This window comes from Ruegeria sp. BF6, assembly GCF_056538665.1.
In genome coordinates this window covers 1-24,148 of the sequence record NZ_JBQFTN010000017.1, presented here as the reverse complement: position 1 = coordinate 24,148, position 24,148 = coordinate 1, and the positions used below count along the sequence as shown (strand labels likewise).

The 24,148-nt window shown below is 57.9% G+C and carries 23 protein-coding genes; 12 read left to right on the top strand and 11 right to left on the bottom strand.

Annotated elements, in window-relative coordinates; translation table 11 throughout:
* Nucleotides 1-52: 52 nt before the first annotated feature.
* The gene (locus tag ACR0IM_RS21280) at nucleotides 53-925 is read left to right on the top strand and encodes an NAD(P)-dependent oxidoreductase (RefSeq protein ID WP_480683169.1); all 873 of its coding nucleotides are present in this window, start codon (nucleotides 53-55) and stop codon (nucleotides 923-925) included.
* 70 nt (nucleotides 926-995) lie between these two features.
* On the top strand, nucleotides 996-4,061 hold the full coding sequence (locus ACR0IM_RS21275) for an aminotransferase class III-fold pyridoxal phosphate-dependent enzyme (RefSeq protein ID WP_480683168.1): 3,066 nt from the start codon (nucleotides 996-998) through the stop codon (nucleotides 4,059-4,061).
* Between the two features lie 51 nt (nucleotides 4,062-4,112).
* On the opposite strand, the gene ACR0IM_RS21270 is transcribed toward ACR0IM_RS21275, so the two are convergent.
* A complete protein-coding gene (locus ACR0IM_RS21270; RefSeq protein ID WP_480683166.1) occupies nucleotides 4,113-4,589 on the bottom strand; it encodes a hypothetical protein in 477 nt (158 codons plus the stop codon).
* A complete protein-coding gene (gene hemP / locus ACR0IM_RS21265; protein ID WP_480595335.1) occupies nucleotides 4,586-4,753 on the bottom strand; it encodes a hemin uptake protein HemP in 168 nt (55 codons plus the stop codon). Before hemP ends, ACR0IM_RS21270 begins: the two co-directional genes overlap by 4 nt.
* A 225-nt stretch (nucleotides 4,754-4,978) precedes the next feature.
* Between hemP and gph the strand changes: the two genes are divergently transcribed.
* Complete coding sequence (gene gph, locus ACR0IM_RS21260; RefSeq protein WP_480683165.1) at nucleotides 4,979-5,656, top strand: phosphoglycolate phosphatase; 678 nt, start codon at nucleotides 4,979-4,981, stop codon at nucleotides 5,654-5,656.
* Between the two features lie 599 nt (nucleotides 5,657-6,255).
* Here the strand turns inward: gph and urtE are convergent.
* From urtE to urtA, 5 genes are read right to left on the bottom strand one after another with little or no spacing between them, the layout of a single operon-like run.
* Entirely contained in the window at nucleotides 6,256-6,951 is a 696-nt protein-coding gene (urtE, locus tag ACR0IM_RS21255; protein WP_480595337.1) for an urea ABC transporter ATP-binding subunit UrtE, read from the bottom strand.
* 3 nt (nucleotides 6,952-6,954) lie between these two features.
* Nucleotides 6,955-7,695, bottom strand: coding sequence for an urea ABC transporter ATP-binding protein UrtD (urtD, locus tag ACR0IM_RS21250; RefSeq protein WP_480683164.1), 741 nt, complete (start codon nucleotides 7,693-7,695; stop codon nucleotides 6,955-6,957).
* Complete coding sequence (urtC, locus tag ACR0IM_RS21245; RefSeq protein ID WP_480683163.1) at nucleotides 7,692-8,921, bottom strand: urea ABC transporter permease subunit UrtC; 1,230 nt, start codon at nucleotides 8,919-8,921, stop codon at nucleotides 7,692-7,694. Before urtC ends, urtD begins: the two co-directional genes overlap by 4 nt.
* 3 nt (nucleotides 8,922-8,924) lie before the next feature.
* Nucleotides 8,925-10,877 (bottom strand): urea ABC transporter permease subunit UrtB, encoded by a 1,953-nt coding sequence (gene urtB, locus ACR0IM_RS21240; protein ID WP_480683162.1) that lies wholly within the window; start codon nucleotides 10,875-10,877, stop codon nucleotides 8,925-8,927.
* Nucleotides 10,878-10,937: 60 nt separating this feature from the next.
* Nucleotides 10,938-12,218, bottom strand: a complete 1,281-nt coding sequence (gene urtA / locus ACR0IM_RS21235; RefSeq protein ID WP_480643387.1) for an urea ABC transporter substrate-binding protein — start codon at nucleotides 12,216-12,218, stop codon at nucleotides 10,938-10,940.
* Between the two features lie 419 nt (nucleotides 12,219-12,637).
* On the opposite strand from urtA, the gene ACR0IM_RS21230 reads away from it, so the two are divergent.
* From ACR0IM_RS21230 to ureG, 9 genes are all read left to right on the top strand, one after another.
* The gene (locus tag ACR0IM_RS21230; protein ID WP_480643385.1) at nucleotides 12,638-13,435 is read left to right on the top strand and encodes an urease accessory protein UreD; all 798 of its coding nucleotides are present in this window, start codon (nucleotides 12,638-12,640) and stop codon (nucleotides 13,433-13,435) included.
* Nucleotide 13,436: 1 nt separating this feature from the next.
* Nucleotides 13,437-13,739, top strand: coding sequence for an urease subunit gamma (locus ACR0IM_RS21225; RefSeq protein WP_480595343.1), 303 nt, complete (start codon nucleotides 13,437-13,439; stop codon nucleotides 13,737-13,739).
* 15 nt (nucleotides 13,740-13,754) lie between these two features.
* The gene (locus ACR0IM_RS21220) at nucleotides 13,755-13,916 is read left to right on the top strand and encodes a peptidase M23 (protein WP_480595344.1); all 162 of its coding nucleotides are present in this window, start codon (nucleotides 13,755-13,757) and stop codon (nucleotides 13,914-13,916) included.
* The gene (locus ACR0IM_RS21215; RefSeq protein WP_480595345.1) at nucleotides 13,913-14,218 is read left to right on the top strand and encodes an urease subunit beta; all 306 of its coding nucleotides are present in this window, start codon (nucleotides 13,913-13,915) and stop codon (nucleotides 14,216-14,218) included. The genes ACR0IM_RS21220 and ACR0IM_RS21215 overlap by 4 nt, the downstream gene beginning before the upstream one ends.
* On the top strand, nucleotides 14,218-15,927 hold the full coding sequence (gene ureC, locus ACR0IM_RS21210; RefSeq protein ID WP_480683161.1) for an urease subunit alpha: 1,710 nt from the start codon (nucleotides 14,218-14,220) through the stop codon (nucleotides 15,925-15,927). Before ACR0IM_RS21215 ends, ureC begins: the two co-directional genes overlap by 1 nt.
* 130 nt (nucleotides 15,928-16,057) lie before the next feature.
* Nucleotides 16,058-16,282 carry a hypothetical protein gene (locus tag ACR0IM_RS21205; protein WP_480595347.1) on the top strand — a complete coding sequence of 75 codons (225 nt, stop codon included), beginning with the start codon at nucleotides 16,058-16,060 and terminating at the stop codon, nucleotides 16,280-16,282.
* A 34-nt stretch (nucleotides 16,283-16,316) separates the two neighbouring features.
* Nucleotides 16,317-16,769, top strand: a complete 453-nt coding sequence (locus tag ACR0IM_RS21200; RefSeq protein ID WP_480683160.1) for an urease accessory protein UreE — start codon at nucleotides 16,317-16,319, stop codon at nucleotides 16,767-16,769.
* The gene (locus tag ACR0IM_RS21195) at nucleotides 16,753-17,406 is read left to right on the top strand and encodes an urease accessory protein UreF (protein WP_480643382.1); all 654 of its coding nucleotides are present in this window, start codon (nucleotides 16,753-16,755) and stop codon (nucleotides 17,404-17,406) included. The genes ACR0IM_RS21200 and ACR0IM_RS21195 overlap by 17 nt, the downstream gene beginning before the upstream one ends.
* Nucleotides 17,403-18,047, top strand: a complete 645-nt coding sequence (gene ureG, locus ACR0IM_RS21190; RefSeq protein ID WP_480683159.1) for an urease accessory protein UreG — start codon at nucleotides 17,403-17,405, stop codon at nucleotides 18,045-18,047. The genes ACR0IM_RS21195 and ureG overlap by 4 nt, the downstream gene beginning before the upstream one ends.
* Before the next feature lie 680 nt (nucleotides 18,048-18,727).
* On the opposite strand, the gene ACR0IM_RS21185 is transcribed toward ureG, so the two are convergent.
* The 4 genes from ACR0IM_RS21185 to ACR0IM_RS21170 all read right to left on the bottom strand — a co-directional run bounded on the left by ACR0IM_RS21185 (nucleotide 18,728) and on the right by ACR0IM_RS21170 (nucleotide 23,464).
* Complete coding sequence (locus ACR0IM_RS21185; RefSeq protein ID WP_480683158.1) at nucleotides 18,728-19,573, bottom strand: hypothetical protein; 846 nt, start codon at nucleotides 19,571-19,573, stop codon at nucleotides 18,728-18,730.
* A gap of 245 nt (nucleotides 19,574-19,818) precedes the next feature.
* Nucleotides 19,819-20,346 carry a methylamine utilization protein MauJ gene (gene mauJ / locus ACR0IM_RS21180; RefSeq protein ID WP_480683157.1) on the bottom strand — a complete coding sequence of 176 codons (528 nt, stop codon included), beginning with the start codon at nucleotides 20,344-20,346 and terminating at the stop codon, nucleotides 19,819-19,821.
* 828 nt (nucleotides 20,347-21,174) lie between these two features.
* The gene (locus ACR0IM_RS21175; RefSeq protein ID WP_480683156.1) at nucleotides 21,175-22,773 is read right to left on the bottom strand and encodes a DUF1254 domain-containing protein; all 1,599 of its coding nucleotides are present in this window, start codon (nucleotides 22,771-22,773) and stop codon (nucleotides 21,175-21,177) included.
* Nucleotides 22,745-23,464, bottom strand: a complete 720-nt coding sequence (locus tag ACR0IM_RS21170) for a TetR/AcrR family transcriptional regulator (RefSeq protein ID WP_480683155.1) — start codon at nucleotides 23,462-23,464, stop codon at nucleotides 22,745-22,747. Before ACR0IM_RS21170 ends, ACR0IM_RS21175 begins: the two co-directional genes overlap by 29 nt.
* Nucleotides 23,465-24,148: the final 684 nt, after the last annotated feature.

Sequence of the window (24,148 nt, the reverse complement as noted above, 5' to 3'; positions counted from 1 at the left end):
ACACTCCGGCCTGCTTAACGAAATGGGACCGGACAGCAGAGAGGATCACCAAATGGCAAAAGTTGCGTTTCTGGGCCTGGGCGTCATGGGCTATCCAATGGCAGGCCACCTGCAGGCGGCGGGTCATGAGGTGACAGTTTTCAATCGCACCGCAGCAAAGGCCGAGGACTGGGTGGCCCAGCATGGCGGCGCCATGGCCGCCACCCCGAAAGAGGCCGCACAGGGTACCGAATTCGTGATGGCCTGCGTTGGCAACGATGATGACTTGCGGATGGTTTGCACAGGTGAAGATGGCGCATTCCAAGGAATGGCCGAGGGTGCTACTTTCGTCGATCACACCACCGTTTCCGCCAAGGTGACCCGCGAATTGTACACAGCAGGGCAGGCGCAAGGGATCGCCTTTGTGGACGCACCGATTTCGGGAGGACAGGCAGGCGCTGAGAATGGTGTGCTGTCGATTATGTGCGGCGGCGATCAGGCCGCCTATGATGCGGCCGAGCCAATCATGCAGGTCTATTCCAAAATCTGCCGCCGGATCGGCGACAGCGGCGCAGGTCAGATGACCAAGATGTGCAACCAGATCGCAATTGCCGGTCTGGTTCAGGGCCTCAGCGAAGCGCTGCATTTTGCTGAGAAAGCCGGACTGGACGGGCGCTCGGTCATTGAGGTGATCAGCCAGGGTGCGGCAGGCAGCTGGCAGATGGCAAACCGCTATGAAACCATGCTGGACGACCACTTCGATCACGGCTTTGCGGTCGACTGGATGCGCAAGGATCTGGGGATCTGCCTTGAGACGGCCAATGAGACCGGGGCGTCTCTGCCGGTGACGGCTCTGGTCGATCAGTTCTACAAGGATGTTCAAAAGCTGGGCGGTGGCAGATGGGATACGTCGTCGCTGATCAAACGGTTACGCGCATTGGACTGATGGCAAGGGGCTGTCTGCCCCCTCTTGGCTCGGGGAAGAGGCCCCCGGCATTAAAGGAACTGGAAATCGCATGAGCGGCATGACGGAATTCTGGGCGAATGCCCTGCGCAAGCATTGGGGGCTGGACGCCAAGTTGGAGCGTCTGGATGGCGAATACGACCTGAACTTTATGGTTCGGGCAACGAACGGTCAGGATTACGTGCTCAAGGTCATGCGGGCGGGTTGCGAGGCCGAATTTGTGGACCTGCAAGTCAAGGCGTTGGCGCATATTGCGGACGAAGCACCAGGGCTGCCGTTCCCGCAGGTTTTCCCGGACCTGAACGGATTACTGCTGCCCGAGATCGCCGATCAACACGGAGAGGTACGGCTGGCGTGGCTGCTCGAAGGCCTGCCGGGGCGGTGCTATGCCAAAACGGCACCCAAATCTGAAGGACTGATCCTGAAGCTGGGTCGTGTTTTGGGCGCGACCGACAAAGCGCTGGAGCGGTTTTCTCATAAAGGGCTGCATCGCGCGGATTTCAAATGGGACCTGACGCAGGCGGGCTGGATCGCCGATCAGTTGGATGCGATTACTGATCCCCTGCGCCGTGAATTGCTTTCTGAGATTTGCGGCAAATTCGACGCGATTTCCGGGCAACTGTCGGGCTTGCCCAAACAGGCCATCCACAACGATGCCAACGACTATAACATTCTGGTCGAGGGTGAGTTGGGGCAACGCCAGAGCATCTCGGGGCTGATTGATCTGGGCGACATGTGCGCGGCCCCGCGTATCTGCGATCTGGCGATTGCTGGCGCTTATGTCGTTCTGGACCATCCCAAACCCGAACGCGCATTGGCGGCGCTGGTGCATGGCTATCACGCGTCTAACCGGTTGCGCGCGGATGAGGTCGATCTGATCTGGCCGTTGCTGCGGATGCGGCTGGCGGTGTCCGTGGTGAATTCTACCCTGATGGCAGAGGATAACCCGGACGATCCTTACGTGACCATCAGCCAGGCCCCGGCCTGGCGGTTCCTTGAGAATACGGGCTTGAACAGTGACCTGATGCCTGCTCGTCTGCGCACCGCTTGCAACCTCCCCGTCACAGACGGGGCTGAGCGCATCCACGCCTACCTGTCCGAGCATCGCGGCCAGTTTGCGCCAATGTTCGGCCAGGATCTGAGCGATGTTCCCATGGGATCATTGTCGGTCGAAAGCTCGACCTGGCCGCAGAACCCATTTCACATGCCGCTGGAAGAAGCCGCACGCGTGGGTGAGGAGTTCGGAGAGGGCCTGTGGCTGGGTTACTACAACGAACCCCGGCTGATCTATGCGGAACCCGGGTTCCGCAAGGGGCCTTGGAAGGCGTCGGACCGGCGCACTGTGCATCTGGCGGTGGATGTGTTTGCCCCGGCGGGCACCGTCCTGCACGCGCCTATGAGTGGACGCGTCGAAGCCATCGAGAACCGCGAAGGGCATCTGGATTATGGCGGGGTGGTGATCCTGCATCACGAAACACCCGAGGGTGATCCGTTCTATACGCTCTACGGTCATCTGGACCCCGAAGTCTGCGACCGGTTGAACCCGGGTGATCCGGTGGCACAGGGCGCGGCCTTTGCCCAACTGGGCGATGCCAGCCAGAACGGCGGCTGGGCTCCGCATGTGCATTTCCAACTGGCTCTGACCACGGACGGAATGCAAAACGACTGGCCTGGCGTCGGCGATCCGGATGAGATAGAGCTGTGGCACGCCATCTGCCCCAACCCGGCAGCGTTGCTGAACCTGCCGGATGAAAAAGTGTTCTATCGCCCCACCGACAAGCACACGATCCTGCAGGGGCGGCAAGATCACTTCGGGGGCAATCTCAGCCTAACCTATGACGATCCGGTCATGCTGATGCGCGGATGGAAGCACCACCTGTTTGACGAATGGGGTCGCCCCTATCTGGACGCTTACAACAATGTCCCGCATGTGGGGCACGCACACCCGCGCATTCAGGCAGTCGCGGCGGATCAGCTGAAGCGGATGAATTCGAACACCCGCTATCTGCACCCGGCACAAACCGCGTTTGCCGACAAGCTGTTGTCGAAACTGCCGGATCATTTCGATGTCTGCTTCTTCGTCAACTCGGGCACTGAGGCCAATGAACTGGCCCTCCGGCTGGCCCGGGCCCATACCGGGGCCAAGGGGATCGTAACGCCGGATCACGGCTATCATGGGAACACCAACGCGGCGGTTGCGATCTCGGCCTACAAGTTCAACAAGCCGGGCGGGATCGGTCAGGCCGACTGGGTCGAACTGGTCGAAGTAGCGGACGATTATCGGGGGTCGTTCAAACGTGACGATCCCAACCGCGCCCGGAAATACGCTGACCTCGTAGACCCGGCGATTGCCGCCTTGCAAGACAAGAAACAGGGCGTGGCCGGGTTCATCGCAGAGACCTTCCCCTCGGTCGGTGGTCAGATCATTCCCCCCAAGGGCTATCTGCCTGCGGTATACGAGAAAATCCGGGCAGCCGGCGGCATCTGCATCGCCGACGAAGTGCAGACCGGGCTGGGGCGTCTGGGCGAATACTATTTCGGTTTTGAACATCAGGGCGCCCTGCCGGATATCGTTGTCATGGGCAAACCCATCGGCAACGGCCACCCTTTGGGCGTGCTGGTGACGACCAAAGAGATCGCCCGCAGCTTTGACAACGGGATCGAGTTCTTCTCGACCTTCGGCGGTTCCACACTCTCGTGCCGGATCGGCAAAGAGGTGTTGGATATCGTCGATGACGAAGACCTGCAGGACAACGCCCGTGAAATGGGCGCGCTCCTGATGGACGGCCTGCGCCAGATCGAGGCCGATTTCGGCTGCGTCGGAGACGTTCGAGGCATGGGTCTGTTTCTGGGCGTCGAACTGATCAACCCCGACGGGTCCGAGGGCACCGAGATCTGCAAGTACGTCAAGAACCGAATGCGCGATCACCGCATCCTGATCGGCAGCGAAGGGCCAAAGGACAACACCCTGAAGATCCGCCCGCCTCTGACCATTGAGGCCGAGGATGTGGACATGATCCTCTGGGTGCTGCGGGATGTATTGGCCGAAGTCGGCGATTATGCCCCTGCCCCGACCTTCGATCATGATCACCACCACGCCGGATGCGGGTGCTGCTGACAAGAATAACCCCGGCACGAGGAAGGCCGGGATTTTACGCTTGGCTGCTGCTTATTGCAGCATGGCCGCGGGAGGTTGGTGCCCGGTCGTGGGCATTGGAACAAGCGCTGTCATGCGACGCAGTGCCAGTCCAAGCTCTTCGGACAATGAGGCCAACGCGGGCGCGAAATCCGCCCGCACAATCAGGGATGCCATCATCATCGCGTCTTCGCGATCCCCTTCCGAGGCCGCTGCGATCATCTGCGCAAAGCAATTCTCATCCGCGCCCAGACAGGAACAGCCCAACCCGTGACGGATCAGCGGGCGGCGCCCGTGATGCGCGCATAAGGAACACAACTGGTCCAGCGTCATCATCGCGGCGTGTCCGCTCTCTGTGCCCAGCGCGATTTGAAAGTCGCTTGCGGCGTCCGAGCGACCCTGCGCACCGTCACCCCAGAGCCGCAAATACAACACGGCGCCGGCTTCGACCGGGCTCAGATCGGCAAGGCGACCAACGGCCGCCCCGCCGCGAGGGTGGCGTCCGCTCATTTCGTCAGGATCAGCTTGCCGGCGCGAGTGATGCGCAGGGTGTACAGCTGGTCGCCTAGCTCGATATGGGCCAGGTTTCCACCCTTGGTCAGGTCCTCAGCCTTATGGGCAGGCAGCAAGGACACGGCGTAGGATTGGCTGGGATTCGGGTTCTGCATATTCATCAGGACAACTCCAAGTGGTCTCAGGCGAAATGCCTTGATCTGTTCGCGTTTTTCTCGATCTGGCTGACCCGAAATGGGGTTGGCTGCTCACTTCCCGTTTAATCTGATTATTTTACTCAGGTATGTCAAGCAAGATCTTACAGAATCTCCAACCCAATGTGATTGTGTCAAAAAATCAGGCGGGATAGAGGTCATTTGCGAGACATTAATCAGACGGGGCTGCCGATGAGCGCGACAATCATGTTCGATCTGGACGGGACGCTGGTGGACAGCGTTGCGGACATTGCCGCAGCGACCAACAGGATGTTGCACGACAACGACGTGGCTGCCCTGCCTTTGGAACAGGTTCAACAATTCGTAGGCAACGGCCTGCCCAAACTGGTGGAACGTGTGATCCTGCATTGTAACCTTTCAATGGACCGTCACGCAGATCTGACCCGACAGACCCTGACACACTACAACGCCGCGGCCAGTGACAAAACCGTCGTCTATCCCGGCGTGATGCGGGCGCTGGAACAGTTGCGCGATATGGGCTGCGTGTTGGGTGTCTGCACCAATAAACCCGAGACCCCTGCGCGTCATGTGCTCGAGGCAATGAACCTGGCGCATCATTTCGACGCTGTTCTGGGTGGCGACAGCCTGCACACCCGCAAGCCGGACCCGGCTCATCTGGAGGCCAGTTTCGCCGCCGTCACCTCCTCTGGTCCGCAACTGTTCGTGGGTGACAGCGAGGTAGATGCAGAAACGGCCTGCCGTGCGCAGGTGCCGTTTCTTCTGTTCACCGAAGGTTATCGCAAATCACCGGTCGCCGAGATTCCGCACACCGCCAGCTACAGCGATGCGTCAGAGCTTCCGGCACTTGTCACGCACGTTCTGCAGTCGCTGGGGGAAACGCGTAGGTAGGTTTGGGGGATCGGAACGGTTTGTATCAGTTTACTGAGGGGCCGGCCGAGGGGGTATGTAGCCAGCCCCTCATAGGGGAAAAGTGGTATCGTTCGAAATGATCCGATCAATAAGTTATAGTTAACGAATTACCCCATTTCCCGGTATTGGGGGTTTCCCGTAGACCGTCAAAGGACGTTGAAATTGCGAGGTAATTTTTTGCTTTTTTGTGTCTCGGATCGGGTTGCAATCAGAAAACTCCTTGGCAATGCCCTCTCCGGTAAGAAAATGGCGGGGTGGACACGACCCCGCCTGACGCCTCTGCAAGCATTGCTGCGCGCCGCCCGAAAGAAAATACCTTCCTGTTTGCGGCGATCGTCCGGCCTAGGGGAACAGTTCGCAAAACCGCAGAAGCGACCAACCAACCCGAGGCGCAATCTGCGCGAGTTGCAGGAATGAGAATACTGCCGCAATGATCCCAAGGGCAAAGCTGGAACGGACCAGTCGCCAGATCGAAGAATTAACTGCGCTCGGGCAAACCCGATCACGGTACTCAGTTCGGCGGACCAACTCAGTACCATTTTTTCAGAATGTGCGCTCTTTGCCCGACGCGCAGATCTCTAAACGGAAACTCCCTGCAAGACCTGATCACGTGAAAGGTCCGCCTTGAGACCTGACATCAGGATCTCCCCGCGCCGCAATACGACAAACCGGTCGGCGAGATCATAGGCGAAGTCGAAATACTGCTCGACCAGAACGATAGCCATTTCGTCCTGGGTTCGCAGATGGCGGATTACTTCTCCTATCTGCTGGATGATATTGGGCTGAATGCCTTCGGTCGGCTCGTCAAGCAGCAGCAGGCGCGGCTTGGTGATCAGGGCGCGTGCAATGGCCAATTGCTGCTGCTGCCCCCCCGACAGGTCCCCACCCCGCCGATTCTGCATTTTCTTGAGCACCGGAAACAGTTCGAATATCTCATCCGGGATGAAGTGCTCGCTGGCGGGCAGACAGGCAAACCCGGTTTCTAGGTTCTCGCGTACGGTCAACAGCGGGAAAATCTCACGCCCCTGCGGAACATAGGCCACCCCTTTCCACGCCATCTTATGCGCAGGCAGGATGCCCAGTTCCTCACCGTTCAACACCACCTTACCGCCCGAGCGCGGATGGGTTCCGGAAATCGCCTTGATCAGGCTGGTCTTGCCGACGCCGTTGGTGCCCATCACGCAGGTCACGTCGCCCTGCGCGGCCTCCATCGAGATACCGAAGAGGATTTGCGAATGCCCATAGTGCAGGGTCAGGTCATTCAGTGTCAACATCGCCTAGCGCCCCAGATAGACGTCGATGACGTCCTGATTTGATGTCACGTGGTCAAGCGAGCCCTCGGCCAGAACCGCACCTTCATGCAGAACGGTGACCTTGCAGTTCAGACGGCGGACGAACTCCATGTCATGTTCGACGACCACAACCGCGCGGGTTTTGGCGGCCTGAACCAGCAGGTCGGTGGTGTGCTCGCGCTCCTGCGGGGTCATGCCCGCCGCGGGCTCGTCAACCAAAAGAAGCCGCGGCTCCTGTGCCAGCAGCATTCCGATCTCCAACCATTGTTTCTGACCGTGGCTGAGTTCGCCGGACTTGCGGGTCAGTTCATCATTCAATCCTATCTCGGCGGCCAGTTCTTCGACCTTTTCCAGATCCTCGGATGAGGGGCGATAGAACAGCACCCCCAGCCAGCCGCGCTTGTTTTTCAAGGCCATCAGCAGGTTTTCCTGCACGGTCTGATCTTCGAACACGGTAGGTTTCTGGAACTTCCGCCCGATGCCCGCCTGTGCGATCTTGGCCTCGCTCATCCGCACCAGCGAGACGGATTTCTCACCCCAGATCACCCGGCCCTCATCGGGTCGGGTCTTGCCGGTGACGATGTCCATGAAGGTGGTCTTGCCTGCCCCGTTCGGGCCAATCACGGCGCGCAGTTCAGCCTCACCGATCTGGAAAGACAGGTTGTTGATGGCGCGGAACCCATCGAAGGTGACGGAAACGCCGCTGACTTCTAGCAGGGTGCTCATTGGCTGGCTTCCTTCTCACGCAGGGCGCCGTCGTCTGGGCCCAGATTGGCGCCGTGGCGGTCCGGATGGCGACGGTTGGTCCACAGAACGAACAGCCCGCCTATACCCTGCGGCGCGAACAGTGTGACCAGCACAAAGGACACACCCAGCATCACCTGCCACCAGTCGACCCATTTGATCGTGTAGAACCCCAGCGGGATGTCCGGTGCCTGCCCGCCCGTGAACCAGGTGCTGAGCAGACTGACGAAGGCCGCACCGATGACGGCTCCGTACAGGCGACCACGTCCGCCGATTGCGACCCAGACGGCGAGGTAGATCGAGGCGATGGGGGCCATTTCCTCGGGGTTGATGATGCCCGCCTGCGGGTAATACAGCGCGCCCGCGATGGCAGATATGCAGGCGGTCAGAGTGAAGACGGCCAGTTTGTAGACCTCGACGGAATACCCCAGGAAGCGCACCCGCGCCTCGTTATCGCGGATGCCGCGGATGACCGAGCCGAACTTGCCCGACACGATCCACGCGGCCAGCATATAGCCCAGCCCCAAGGCCAGCGCCGAGGCCCATAGGAACCAGATCGACACCACGTCCTGTGAGGCGGCCACCCCAGGTAAGTTCTGAAGTCCCGATAGTCCGTTGTTGCCGCGCAACCCGCTGTCGTTCTGGAAAAGGTAGAGGGCCAATGCCAAGGTCATCGCCTGTGTCAGGATCGAGAGGTACACGCCCGTTACGCGGCTGCGGAAGGCCAGCCACCCGAAGATCAGCGCAAGCAGGCCCGGCACTAATACGACCAGCACCAATTGCAGCGTCAGGCTGTGGGAAAATGCCCAAATCAGCGGGAATTCCGACGATCCGACGACGCCGAAAATCTGCGTTCCGATGGCGTCCACAACCTCGGACGGTGTTGGTGGGACTTCGGCCTGCGACAACGATTCGACTACAATCAAGCGGGTGCGTTCGTACATCAGCCACATGCCGATCATGTAACCGCCCAGCCCGAAGAAAGCGAAATGGCCCAACGACAAGATACCGGTGAAGCCCCAGACCAAGTCCATTGCCACGGCGATCAGGCACAGGCACAGAGTTTTACCCAGCGTCTTGACGAAACTGGTCGAGATCACGCCGATCCCGAACCCTTCGGACAGGACGGTTACGCCCAACGTGAACAGCGACAGGATGGCCAGAAAGACCAACACGGACGGGTTCTTGGCGACAAAGCTGCGTTCCATGGCTCAATCCCCCGCCGCGCGGCCTTTGAGGGCGATGATCCCCCTTGGCCGGAATTGAATGAAAATGATGATGAAGATGATCATGTAAGTTTGGGCTGCAAGGGTGTTCGACGGGTTCATCCACTCGATCCCCTTTTGCAGAAAGCCGATCATCCCGGCGCCTGCCAGCGCCCCCCAGATGTTGCCGACACCGCCCACGACCACGGTCATGAAGCTTTGCACGATATAATCACTGCCCAGATCGGAGGTGACCTTGGCAAAAAGACCGATGGCAACCCCGGCGATTCCGGCGATTCCGGAACCAAGGCCGAAGGTCAGCATATTCACCCGTCCCGGATTGATGCCCATCGAGCCAGCCATGCGCGGGTTCTGCGTCACGGCGCGCATCTCAAGCCCCAGCCGGGTACGTTTCATAATGTAAAGGAACAGCCCCAAAAAGATCATCGCCAGCACGAAGATCGCGATACGGATATAGCTGATCGAGACAACATCGTTCAGAACCCATGCCCCGTCCAGCCAGCCGGGCGCGGTCAGCGGGCGAGCCTGCGTGCCAAAGATGTTCTTGGCTAACTGCTGCAGCGCGATCGAGATGCCGAACGTCGCCAACAGCGTTTCCAGCGGGCGGGCATAGAGCCAACGGATCACCAGACGCTCCATCGCGACGCCCATGGCGAAGGTGACGGCAAAGGCCATCGGGATCGCTACGATGATCGACAGCGTGTGGTCGGGGATGAACTGCTGCACGACGTAACCTGTGTACGCGCCCATCATGATGAACTCGCCATGAGCCATGTTGATCACGCCCATCACGCCGAAGGTGATAGCGAGGCCAATAGCGGCTAGGAAATAGATCGAAGCCAGTGAGATCGCGTCCAGCGTCAGGTCCAGCGTCTGGTTCAGGCCGACCTTCAACTCGATCTGTTCCAGCGCCTTTTCGGCGGCGGCGGTGACTTCAGGCGAAGGCTCCACATAAGTTTCAAAGAACACATGCGTGCCCAGCGCCGTGTCAATATCGGCCTGCGTGACCAGATCGGGCACCACCCCGGCCTCAGCAAGCGCTGTATAGGCTTGCGTACGTGATGCGTCAGAGTTCAATTGCGCGACAGGGATGCCTCCGACCCGCCCACCGTCGATATTGGCGGACAACGCGATGCGAATATCATCAGGAGAAACCCGCGGAGCAGCCAGATCGCGCGCAACCAACAGGTCATAAGCCTCGGCGGCGCTCAGCGCGTCTGCGCCCGGCACAAGTATGGCGGAGATGTTGGCATCCGTTGGAATCTCGACAGCGACTTGCCGTTTGGTCACAACCAGAGGGTTCAAAGCCGCGCGGACGTCAACGCCCAGATCGCCCGACATTTCTTCAATCGCAGCTACGCGCGCCGTCGTATCTTCGTCATAACCGATGGTCAGCAGCCGCTCGAGCCGTTGTTTCCGCGCTATCAGGTCAGCATCGGGCTCATCGTTGATCGAGGCCCGCAGAGGTTCCAGTAAGGCCCCATCAGGATCACGCTGAATAGAACGCAATGCCGCAGAACGCTTGGCGCGGCTCGGGTCCATCAGCTGGAACTGCACCAGCGCGGTGCCGATCATCGCACGGACACCGCTGTTGGGTTTCATCTGTTTCAGGTCGGATTTCTCAAATGTGCCGACAACCTCGCCGCTATCGAAGTCGGTCAATTCATACGACCGACCCTCGGCCTTTGTGCCTGCGAAATAGTGACCATCCGACTTGCGCATCCACATGTTCTTGGCGGCCCATGTCTCAAGCATCACTTGCGCCTGCGGCAAACCACTGGCGGCAATCGCATCAATCGCCGGCTTGATCGTCTTGCGCGAGCTTTTGGCGATGATCTCCCGATGCTCTTGCAGGATCGGTTGCAGCCCACCCTCTTGCGCGTTGGCGGTCAGGCAGGCGCACAGGATTGCGAGGCCCGCAAGGAAAAGTCGTAACATGTGGAGAAACCCGAATGTCTTTGGGGCAAGGCGGGTGGTCACACCCGCCTTGCGAGAGGATTAGTAGTTCGACAGGGTCTGAACGCAGGTCTCGGTTTGGGTGTTGTACATACCGCAGCCCAGGTCTTTCCAATCCGATTTCAGAACCGCCGATTCCGGCAGGAAGTCGGTCCAGGCGTCGCCCGGCACAACGTCGGTTTCGCTGACGATGTCGAACTGACCGTCTTCCTGAATCTCACCGATCAGAACCGGTTTCGCCAGATGATGGTTCGGCAGCATCACGGCGGTTCCACCGGTCAGGTTCGGGAATTCCTGCCCGTACATTGCGGCGCGCACGGCGTCGACTTCGGTCGAGCCAGCCTCAGTCGCAGCGTTCACCCACATATTGAAGCCGATGTAATGCGCCTCCATCGGGTCGTTGGTCACGCGCTCGTCCCCCATTGTGGCTTTCCATGTTTCGACGAATTCAGCGTTGGCCTCGGTATCCGCCGACTGGAAATAATTCCATGCCGCGAGGTGACCAACGAGGTTGGCCGTGTCCAGCCCCGACAGTTCCTCTTCACCGACCGAGAAGGCCACGACCGGAATGTCATCCGCCGAAACACCTGCGGCGGCAAGCTCTTTATAAAAGCCAATGTTCGCGTCGCCGTTGATGGTCGAGATTACTCCGACCTTCTTACCATCCGCGCCCAACGCGACCACGTCGGCTACAATCTTGGACCAGTCGGAATGACCAAAGGGGGTGTAGTTGACGAAGATATCCTCGTCCGAAATGCCCTTACCTTTCAGGTAGCTTTCGAGGATGTTGTTGGTGGTACGCGGGTAAACGTAGTCAGTGCCCAGCAGCGCAAACTTCTCGACCCCCAGTTCGTCCAGGAAATAGTCGGTCGCAGGGATCGCCTGTTGGTTCGGCGCGGCACCAGTGTAGAACACGTTCTTCGAGGATTCCTCGCCCTCATACTGAACCGGATAGAACAGCAGGCCATTCAACTCTTCGATCACCGGTAGGACCGACTTGCGACTAACCGAGGTCCAGTTGCCGAAAATCACGTCCACCTCATGCACGGTCAGCAGCTCGCGCGCTTTTTCGGCGAACAGGGGCCAGTCTGAAGCAGGGTCGACCACAACGGCCTCAAGCTGTTTACCCAGCAGGCCGCCCTTGGCGTTTTGCTGTTCGATCAGCATCAGCATGGTGTCTTTAAGCGTGGTCTCCGAGATCGCCATGGTGCCCGACAGCGAGTGCAGAACGCCAATTTTGATGGTGTCTTCGGCCGACAGGGCAGTTGTCGCCATGGCTGCGAAAACCGCCGAACCGGCGAGTGTGGCTTTGAGAGATTTCATTTAATCCTCCTGGCGGGTTCCGTGGCAGAAGGCTTGCGCATAGGCGCATTCTTCTTCTACCTGATCCCCGCAACTGTTGTTGCGTTCCGTGTGGCGGTTGTGTCCGAGGTCCAATTCGCGCAGCCGTCACACACCCCCTGGGTTCGTCCCCGCGGCGGGCACCCATACGGTTTCTGCATTGCGGCAAACTTGGCAAATTGCAGACCCTGCCAATTCGTAAATTTGACCCCATCTGCTTAATTTTCGACCTACCGGCGAGGTTCGCGTCTAAAATTTAATCACGCGCATCGGAAAATCTCCCAAATGCGGCACCCCGGAATAGAGTTCCGACGCCCCAGCGGTGAAACAAGTGGCAGAAGTCTGAATTCTGCAGGTGCGCCATTACTCAACTTGCCTCCATATTGCCCAAGCAGGGCGTGATGCCGCCGAGGGCCAAGGGCGCGATTCGTCTGAGTGCCAAGCAATTGGGCGACAGATCGGTTCTGGACGGGTTTCGCCAGTCGGGGTCTTTCAAGTGCCTGTTCCCGCGGTCTGACGACACCGGCCTGGATGCGGTTCTGCTGAACACAGCGGGTGGGATTACCGGCGGCGACTCTTTCCGGTTCACCGGGCACGCCGCCGCGGGTACGACCGTAACCCTGACGACCCAAGCCTGCGAGCGTGCCTACAAGGCGCAGCCCGGCTCTCAGGGCCAGATCACCAACCACCTGCACGCCGATGCTGTTGCCAGGCTGAACTGGCTGCCGCAGGAAACCATTCTGTTCAACGGCAGCGCTTTGGACCGGCGCTTGCTTATCGAATTGGCCCCGGCCGCCTCTGCGCTGATGGTTGAGCCGCTGGTCTTTGGCCGCAACGCCATGGGCGAGACGCTGACCAATATCCGCCTGCGCGACCGGATCGAGATCAGGCGCGACGGCGCGCAGGTCTTTCTGGATGCCATGCGGTTTGAAGGTGACCTGAATGCCCATCTGGCGAAACCCCATATCGCCAATGGTGCCGGAGCCATGGCGCTGGTCGTCTTTGCCTCTACCACGGCAGAGGGGCAGTTGGCGCCGGTTCGCCGGATGCTGCCCGACAGTGCTGGTGCAACGCTGATCCAGAACGATCTGTTGGTGATCCGACTGCTGGCCAAAAACAGCTTTGCCCTGCGCCGCGCGCTGATGCCGGTGCTACTGCACCTGAACAACGACACTCTTCCCCGATGCTGGATGATCTGACATGAACCTGACCCCCAGAGAAAAAGATAAACTGCTGGTCGCCATGGCCGCCGAGGTCGCACGCAAACGGCTGGCCCGCAGCGTCAAGCTGAACCACCCCGAAGCGATCGCCCTGATCACCGACGCCGTCGTCGAAGGAGCACGCGACGGGCGTTCGGTCGCCGACATGATGCAGGCCGGGGCCGATGTGATCACCCGTGAGCAATGCATGACAGGCGTGCCCGAGATGATCCAAGAAGTTCAGGTCGAGGCCACCTTTCCCGACGGCACCAAGCTGGTAACCGTCCACAACCCCATCCGCTGAAAAAGGAACACAGACATGATCCGTATGCTCTTCCCCGCCCTAATCCTCGCTGGTCCCGCCGCTGCTCATACCGACGCCCATATCCACGCCCATGGCACTGATTATGCCGCATTGGGCCTTGGCCTGGCGGTGATCGCATTGGCTGCAACCATCCTGATTTTGAAACTGCCGAAATGATCCCCGGTGAACTTTTCCCGGCCGAGGGCGAGATTACCCTGAACACCGACGCCGAAGCGGTGACCCTGATGGTTGCCAATACTGGCGACCGCCCGGTGCAGGTGGGCTCGCACTATCACTTCGCCGAAACCAACCCGGCTCTGGAGTTCGACCGCACCGCCGCTCGAGGGCTTCGTCTGGACATCGCACCGGGCACCGCCGTGCGGTTCGAACCAGGACAAGAGCGTGAAGTTTTGCTGATCCCGATCGGCGGAGCACGCAAGGTTTATGGGTTCAATCAAAAGGTCATGGGGGAGCTTTGATGCCAGCACAAATCAAACGCTCTGACTATGCCGCCATGTTCGGTCCCACCACGGGTGACAAGCTGCGGCTGGCCGATACCGATCTGGTCATTGAGGTCGAACGCGACCTGACCACCTATGGTGAAGAAGTCAAGTTCGGTGGCGGCAAGGTGATCCGCGACGGAATGGGGCAGTCTCAGGTCACGCGCGCCGAGGGGGCTGTGGATACCGTCATCACCAATGCGCTGATCGTGGACCATTCGGGCATCTACAAGGCAGATGTCGGCCTGAAAGACGGGTGCATTTCCAAGATCGGCAAGGCCGGAAACCCGGACACACAGCCCGGCGTCGACATTATCATTGGCCCTGGCACCGAGGCCATTGCCGGTGAAGGCCGCATCCTGACCGCCGGGGGGTTCGACAGCCATATCCATTTTATCTGTCCACAACAGATCGAGGACGCGCTGCATTCCGGCCTGACTACCATGCTGGGCGGCGGCACCGGTCCCGCGCATGGCACACTGGCGACCACCTGCACCCCCGGCCCCTGGCATATCGGGCGGATGCTGCAGGCCGCTGATGCTTTCCCGATGAATTTGGCATTCGCAGGCAAGGGCAATGCCTCACTGCCAGCAGCATTGGAAGAACAAGTCAAGGCAGGCGCCTGCGCTCTGAAACTGCATGAGGATTGGGGCACGACGCCCGCCGCCATCGACTGCTGCCTTTCGGTGGCGGATGCGATGGATGTTCAGGTGATGATCCACACTGACACACTAAACGAATCTGGCTTCGTGGAAAACACCGTGGCCGCCATGAAAGGCCGCACTATCCACGCCTTTCACACCGAAGGAGCAGGCGGCGGCCACGCCCCCGACATTATCAAGATTTGCGGCGAGAACCACGTTCTGCCCTCCTCGACCAACCCGACGCGTCCCTTCACCGTGAACACGGTCGAGGAACACCTGGATATGCTGATGGTCTGCCACCACCTCGATAAGTCCATACCTGAGGACGTCGCCTTTGCCGAAAGCCGCATCCGACGTGAAACGATTGCAGCCGAAGACATTCTGCACGACATGGGCGCATTCTCGATCATTGCCTCGGACAGTCAGGCCATGGGGCGGGTCGGAGAGGTTTTGATCCGCACCTGGCAAACCGCTGACAAGATGAAGAAACAACGCGGTCGCCTGCCTGAAGAAATCGGCGACAACGACAACCTGCGCGTCCGCCGTTATATCGCCAAGTACACCATCAACCCGGCCATTGCCCACGGTCTCAGCCATCAGATCGGCAGTATAGAAGAAGGTAAAAGGGCTGACCTGGTCCTGTGGAACCCGGCCTTTTTTGGCGTGAAGCCCGAAATGGTTCTGCTGGGTGGCACCATCGCATGTGCCCAGATGGGAGACCCCAATGCTTCGATTCCAACACCGCAGCCGGTTTACAGCCGGCCGATGTTTGGAGCATATGGCCGCTCGGTTGAAAATTCGGCGATCACTTTTGTTTCCGAGGCTGCGCAGTCCGAGGGGATTGGTGATACACTTGGTTTGGCCAAGCAAACCGTCGCCGTGCAAAACACCCGCAACATCGGCAAATGCGACCTGCTGCTGAACGACGCGACCCCCCATATCGAGGTTGACCCTGAAACCTACGAAGTGCGCGCCGATGGCGAACTGCTGATCTGCCATCCCGCCAAAGTGCTGCCGATGGCGCAGAGGTACTTTCTATTTTGATCAAAATTTGCGCCGCGTTGCAGCATGCGCATCCCGGCCATGACCAATCACCCTCTATACAGTGAGACCGAAATGCCAAATTATAAAACCCATGGGAGGACCAACGTAACTCAAGATTTCGAGGGTCCTAATGGCACATACAGCAAATCAAACCACTTCCGGATTTTCCGTTGCCGGTATTCTTTCCGCAGTCGGAAGGTCAATCTATTCGGCCTTAGAGCAGTTAGCCGAGTCTCAGTCTCGCGTGAAGAAGATCGAGTTCCTGCAATCACTGAGCGACGACGAACTCGCCAAACGTGGTATCGCACGCGATCGGATTGTTCATCACGTGTTTGCCGACCGTATGGGTATCTGACTGGCGCGCTTCACTTTGCGAGGGAGGCGTGCGCATGAACGCCTTTCTTTGCACTGCTCGTCAGTATTCCAATCATATGCACGGAGATCCGGCGGATCACCTTTCGCTAACCTATGAAGACCGTTTCCTGCGCCGAAAGGTTCTGACTTGCGATGGTGGTGAGCAAATACTTGTCGATCTGACTAACACGACATCTCTTGATCACGGCGGTGTATTAATTCTCGAAGACGGGCGAGAAATCGAAATTCAGGCCGCCCCCGAGGCGCTATTGGAGATTACTGCCCCCGATCTGACCCGCATTGCATGGCACATCGGCAACCGGCACACGCCCTGCCAGGTTGAAAAGAGCCGCCTGCTTATCCAGGTAGACCATGTTATCCGCGACATGCTGGTGAAACTCGGTGCCAAAATCCGGGAAACCGTCGAACCCTTCACTCCCGAAGGTGGAGCGTATGGCCACGGCAGGACCCATGGCCACTCTCACTGAAGCTGAAATCCTGACTCTGACGCAATGGCTGTCACCCGCTTACCCGGTGGGCGGGTTCGCCTATTCGCACGGGCTGGAATGGGCCATTGAAAGCGGCACTGTTAAGTGCATTGCAGAAACGGGCGACTGGATTGCGGACGTGATCGAGCATGGATCAGGACGCAACGATTGTGTGTTTTTGGCCGCAGCGTATCGGGCTGGCTCTTACGATACGCTGGCAGAAATCGACCAGACCGCGCGGGCGTTTTCCGCCTCGTCTGAACGGCTGATGGAGTTACGCCTGCTGGGCGAGGCGTTTTGCGGTGTGACCTCAGAGGTCTGGGCGGTGAATATGGGCAGCCTGACCTACCCTGTCGCCATTGGTCATGCCGCAGACGTCCTGGACCTGCCACTTGGCCTGACGGCGCAAATGTATCTACAGGCCTTCATGGCCAATCTGATGGCCTGCGCGACACGACTGGTGCCGCTGGGCCAAACCGATGGACAACGGCTGATCCGCGATCTGACGCCGCTCTGCCAGCGGGCCGCAAGCGAAGCGATTGAGACAGGGCTGGACGATCTGGGATCAACCGCCTTCCTGTCCGACATCGCGTCGATGAAACACGAAACTCAATACTCAAGGATGTTCCGAACATGAGCAGTATGAACGGCCCACTGCGCGTGGGCATCGGCGGCCCGGTGGGCGCAGGCAAAACCACCCTGACCGCAGCGTTGTCCGAGGCGCTGCGTGACAGGGTCTCGATCGGAGTGATCACTAACGACATCTACACCCGCGAGGATGCCGAAGCGCTGATGCGTATGCAGGTCCTGCCTCAGGACCGGATCATCGGTGTAGAAACAGGTGGCTGCCCGCATACGGCAATCCGCGAGGACGCTTCAATCAACTTGGCTGCAGTGGCTGAAATGCAAAAGCGGCACCCGGATGTAGAGGTGGTGCTAATTGAAAGCGGCGGCGACAACCTGTCGGCCACGTTCAGCCCCGAACTGGCGGATGTCACGCTCTATGTGATCGACGTGGCAGCTGGCGAAGAGATTCCCCGCAAGGGCGGCCCCGCGATCACAAAATCCGACGTCCTGATCATCAACAAGACAGATCTTGCCCCCCATGTCGGTGCCTCGCTTGAGGTAATGGACCGCGACGCCACCCGCATGCGAAACGGGAGGCCGTTTGTGTTCTCATCCCTGCGGCAGAGACAGGGCATTGATTCCATTGTGACTCTTCTTGGACAGATTAGCGGGCTGGACATACCGGTTAAAGAGGAAGCGGTCGTATCCTAGTTCAGATAGCGCGTCTGGAGCCACTGTTACCGAGACTACGCGCAAAACGCACGTCAGACAGCACTACAATACCAAACGACCACAAAGTGCTCTGGGCTACCGCCCTCCGGCACCCGAAACCATCGTCCAGATCGAACAAAGACCGGTCATGCACTAACAATCAAATTGGACCACTCAGGTGGGGCTGATCAGCAGACGTTCAAAAGTCTCGCAGCATCGGGAAGTATGGGCTCGCAGCCGCGATTCGAGATATCGTCTTGGACCGTAGTTTCTCCCTACCTGGGGTATACCCGGCCCCGCGTATACCCTGGGAAGGGAGAAAACCCCGATGTGTACGTCTTCGGGTATTGCAGTTTCACTTGGCTGACGGTGCTGACAGCACTGACGGTGGAGGCGCATTGGTTTTCATTAGGAAAAGAATCAGCCTCAGTTTCGTATGTGATACGTAGCCGTAGTTTGTAAGCGTTGCATTTGACCCCCTAAATCACCCCTGTGGTCCGCCCCTTAACAGTCGTTCGCAGCTATGTGTTCGTGGGCAGCCCTGAGCCCTTACCAGAACTTCACCGCACTTTGAGGCTTCGCCCAAGCAGCAAGTCGTGAACGGGGTCAATTAGGACATTAGTGTTACTAGTGACCTAAGGCAGGTTGGCGGACCATGGCTGTCGTTCATAATTCGGAGATCAAGGTCCGTTTTCAATCATGTTGTGTTTTAGGTACTGGTCTCGATCCCATCTGTTTTCATCATGAAGTTCGCCAGTTGCTAGAAGGTAGAATAGCCCCTTCAACGCGGAATTCAGATGCCAGATGTCATCTATGCTGAAGAAGGGAATTGATTCCGGACCGTATCTACTGTCCGTATGAAAGTTACGCACCCGATCTGAATAATAGTCCTCGAAGAACTTGCGCTTCGTGTGTGGCACCCCGTAGAGCTCGTCCTTATACGCCTGCGCATCATGAGAACTGGGATTTTTGGCACCCGACTTTTTCAGTCTTTGCAATATCACGCTGTAAGCAGCGTCCAGTGCGATATGCGAAGAAGCCAAAGAAGCGTCCCGAAATTGGAAGTGATTGAACAGCATTTCCGATTTTAGTAGCGCATGAAGTCCACGGATAAGTACAGGATCATCGACGTCGACTGCTCTGAAAAAGATCGTTGCTTGCTCTAAACGCCGATAATCCCAATCGAAGAACTGATATTGAGCAAGTTTGCTCGGCAGCAAGCCATGATTTCCGGACATAAAGTAGTCATCAGTTGCCGCTGCTTTAAGAAGCGGTTTGAGCAGTGCCCCATCTTCTACGACAGCATCGACAGAGCACTCATCGATGTCTCTAAAAATTGGTAGTGGGTACAGCCTGACACCTGAGCTCTCCCCATGTCCTAAGTACATTGCGGCTAAGAACCTTACTTCCTGTACAGTCCAGTTATCCAGTTCAAATGCAGGTTGATCTGGCCCAGTGCGCCCGTATCGCTCTATCATCCTATTTTTGGTGCAGAGGAAAAGAGTGGGCCGGATACGAATGCTCATTGCGCCACGCTACCTTGTGGGCACGCAGGTTTCAAAGAACTTGTTCTCGTAGGTAAAAAGAGAAAATCTGGATCGAAAGTCCTTGTGTTATTTCTTAGCATCTTCCGAAAAGCGGTCATTGGCCGCAGAGCAGAAACAGCGTAACTCTGGGCTCAAACCACCTATCTGTACCCACTGTAGACAGTGGTTGCTCCTAGCCTAAACTGATCGATTCTGGCATGTGCGCGAATGGCGGCTATCGATCTTTATTCGCTCAAGTAAGTCTCCGAGAAGCCATATTTCGTTCGTATATAGTGCCTTGCCAAAGCCCGCGTGATTTCGGCGGCAACTGATAACCTACGCGTTTCAGCGGATATATCTGCATCGGATTTGAATTTTTTGGAGACATGACCGGCTGCGACACGACTATTGTAGCAATAATCCTCAATTTCGAGTTCTTTTCTATCTGAATGAAACTGCTCCAAAGTACGGTCATGGACATCGGCGCAAGCATCCGAGAATACGCGCTTTATCCAGTTCTTTGCCTTCCGAGCGTCGCGCCTCATTTCGAAGACTTTGAAGAAACTCAGGACTTCCTGTGATGCAATTTCAGCCTCTGCAACATTCAATCCTTCCCGGTAGTAGGAAAGGCAATTTAGCAACGTTTCATCTTCCGGCATTGAGCGATAGAACATCCATTCGATCATTGTGGAAGATGCCATGTCACGCCTTGGCACGGGCACGGGTACGGGGTTGCCTCCAACTTCCGTCAGCATGTTGTTCAAATAGCGCAATGGCAGTTTCAGCGATTGTGGGTGGTTTCGCGTCTTGTTCGTTGATGGCGACTCCGACTGCGCCAGCTTTGAAGTCGTTCAGGAACGCATCAAGCTCTTGATCCGTTGCTGATGGAATTTTGGGACCGTAGGTCCCGTTTCGGATTTGGCTGATTCTACCCGAGTTAACTGGGCGGTCTTGGCGATTGAAATAGAATTGAATGTCCACGTTCCGTTCACCGCGCGCCAACAAGGCTTTGATCAAGCCAATTTCTTCGTCCGTTATTCTTCGAGCCATTTGGGGCCTCAAATTTGCTCAACCAATAATTGCAACCACTTTGAGGCTGTCGGCGCAGGGTGCAAGCCCTTGCACCTGATAGGCGCAACGAAAGTCCGGAATGTAGGCTGCAACTGCGGCATCTAGGCAACGTGGTAGATGTCCGGATTGGGCCGTCCTTACGTTTGGCGGTCGCCGCGATGGGGCGACATGCTGCGCATGGTGTAGCGACGGCTTCGAGCCCAAAGTCACGAATGCTGCGGTCTGATCAAACTGGTAGATTGCCGACCTTGCTGCCGTTCGCTGCGAGCGCGAAATCCGAACTCACTCGGATGCAACAGATGGTACGAACGGCAGCCAGCAGTCATCCTTCGCCGATGGCTCGAACACCAAGTACTTCTAGTCGAATGTTGCAGCCCCCACGCAACCAATGGGCAAAAAAGTCGTCGCAGTGATTGCTTGTGGGACCGCGTGGGAGATCGCGACAACTTCCGAAAGGGCAGCTACCCTAAACCGGCAAACAGCGATACGGACGCTCCGATATTGAGAAACGGAGCGCCCGAGTATGGTGATTATTCTCCTACAAGTTCGATCTCGCCCGGCCGCCAGGTCTGATCGAACCAAGGTTCGAGCGGACCGTAGAGGCGCAGGATCGTGTTCCATCCTCGACCCGGGATCGTTTGAATCCAGTTGCTTTCCCAGCCTTCCGGCGCTTCCGGTCCGAAATAGATGTCGGTCGAGCCGTCGTCGTTCTGCTTGACGCCGGCCGTGTTGCTTCCAATGGCGGGAAACTGCATGTCGGTCTGCAACATTGACCGCGTCTGGTTGTCGTAGAGGGTAAACGACCAGAAGTCTTCTGCGGGCGGGTTAGGCGGCACGATAACCTTGTAGGACTTCGACCCGTCGAGCGCATTGCCGTCGGCGTCGCGATAGGTGAACGCGTATTGTGACCCCTTGCCCACTGCTTTCACAGCCATCGCCGGCGTGATCCCTGTTGCATAGAAGTGGAACATCGAGCGGAAATCATGCAGGGTCACTCCGTCAAGCATCCAGGTGTAGGCTCCTCCAGGGAAGGCGTTCTGCCAGTAGCTTTCGCCGGGATACCACAATGCACGTTCGTCACGGGGCTTCGACACCAGCGTTTTCACGATCACACTCCCTGCGGAGGCGGCCGCGTCCAGTATGCCCTCCATCCGTTCGTCCGGGGCAAACTCCTCGCCCTTGACGATGCCGATTGAGGCGAGATGGCCGAGGATTTCGGGACTTTCTCCGTCGAGCGGCTCATTCTGGATCACGGTGTCGATCTCTTCAAACATCCGAGCATCCATCACATGGATCGTGTTGAAATTCTCGCCCGACACGTTGACGAAAGTCATCTCCGGCGGTGTGTCAGCTTGGCTCAATGGATACAGCCTGAACATCTCCTGTGTTTGCGTCACGGCCTGCTCGGTTGAACCATCGACGGTAAAGCCTCGCCACAAGAGCCAGTTGCCGAAGGTACTTGGACGCATCACGGCGGTGTAGCCGTCCTCGGACACCTCGCCCTCGTAGCCTGGCGGCACGATCAGGAACTTGCCACCTTGCCCTTCGTCGGGACCGAGATTGCCGAAGTCGGCCACGTATTTGAACCAGCCGTCATTGACCAGGCCGAGCACATTTGGCGGTGTCTCCATCACCATCGGCTCTTCGCCAAGATCGAGCCACGCTGTCTGATAGACGCTTGTGGTGTTCGGGGTTAGGAACAGCGCCCGAGAGTCCATCAAATCCGCGAATTGCAGAACCGTAGTGTTCGCTGGGCCATAGTCCTCGATCCCGCGCCGCATCGCATCCATGGAGGCGATCTTGATACCGGAGAGATAAGCCTCCAGGGCATGGTGGAAATCGAGCAGGTTATAGATCTTCTCGGTCGACACTGCATCCGGCACGCCGTCAAAGAAGTTGAGTTCACCGAGCCGGGTTTCGATGTTGTCCGGCGTCGTTATCCCGTCCGGGATCTCCGTTGTAAACTCGAACACTGTAGCATCCTGAGCCGACACAATGCCGGTCGTCGACGCGCTCAATATAGCTGCGGTGATGGCTGGAGTTATCAGCCTTTGCATGGTTTTCATTTTCGGAAACTCCCTGATTGTCCTGTTTTTCCAGTCATAATTTGTCGTTTCGATTGTGATCATCGGCGCGTTCCGGAGGATCCTTTGCTGTTCCGGTCAAGAAAACGGATGCGGTATCGAACGGGTACAGGGTCAAAAGCCAGATTCGGCGAATGGCCGACAGGACATCTTCCTTGTCCGACTTCTCGGGTCCACCAAAAGCCATGATCAGATAACTGGCATCCATCCTGTTGAGGGCACGCGCCACGGGCATGGGGTCGAAGTCCGGCGTCAGCCCGCCCACCTGGTCTTCGGCAATTCTCGCAGCGACGATCTCGTCAAACGATCCCAGAAAGGACTGCCAAACATATTCGAGCCGGTCGTCGCTGGGCGCGGCATCCGCCACAGCGCGCAGGATTGATCCGTGCTCGTGGCCGACATCTACAAGGGCGGTCAGACTTTTCTGCAAACTAGAAACCGGGTCTCCAGCTCCACCGAGCCAGGGTTGCGCACCTTCGACGATGCCCCCTTTTACTTCATCAAGCAGGGCTTCCATCAGCCCGTGCAGGTCATTGAAGTGCTGATAGAACGCTGACCGGCTGTAGCCGGTGTCGGCCATCAGGCCACCGACTGTGAGGTCTCGAAAAGGATGTCGTGCCAAGAAAGCCCTTCCAGCATCCAGAATTGCTGAACGCGTCTGCGCCGCCTTGCTCGGTGCCGAAGCCCTTGCCGCCGTCTGTTTCCGAACGAGATTGGATTTTTGATTTCCTGACATCGTGTCAGAATTAGTGACGTGGTATCAATTGTCCATAAAAAGTTACGCTTGGGTGCCTTCATACATCTTAGCAAGCGTTGCGGATTTTTAGCCGTCGATGCGCGGCGCGGCGGCAAGGCGCGGTTGCAAATCAAGAACGACATCACGCGAAAAACGCATTTCAGTTCTTGATCCTAGAAGTCCGCTGCGAGCCGTTCACGACACCCGAAAACCTTGCTGCGTGTGCGAGGTTCCGCATCTGGTCAGCGGCAGCTTTGCGCAGAATACGGACCCATCAGTCAGCGCCGGGAACGGCAACAAAGTCCGCCATCCAGTCATCCAGCTCCCCACAAACCGAGCGGCCGCAGCGAATGTCTGGAATGCGGGCAGCGACTGCAGAAACCACAGAGACCGACCAACGGCAGCTAAGGGCCGAAGGACACAAATATGAGTTTCCGTATTGGCGCGTAGCGCCAATATAGGCTTTAGATGCCTATGCCGGAAGACGCCAATTTGGGGGTCAGATGCAACGCTTACCGTAGTTTGCTTTCTGGCGTGGCACCGCTGTAGCACCGGACGTTGGAGTCCAGAACGCAAAAAGCGCCCCTTGGGGCGCTAAGTGTTTGTTTTCCGACCGTTTAGTTTGGTTGCGGGAGCAGGATTTGAACCTGCGACCTTCAGGTTATGAGCCTGACGAGCTACCGG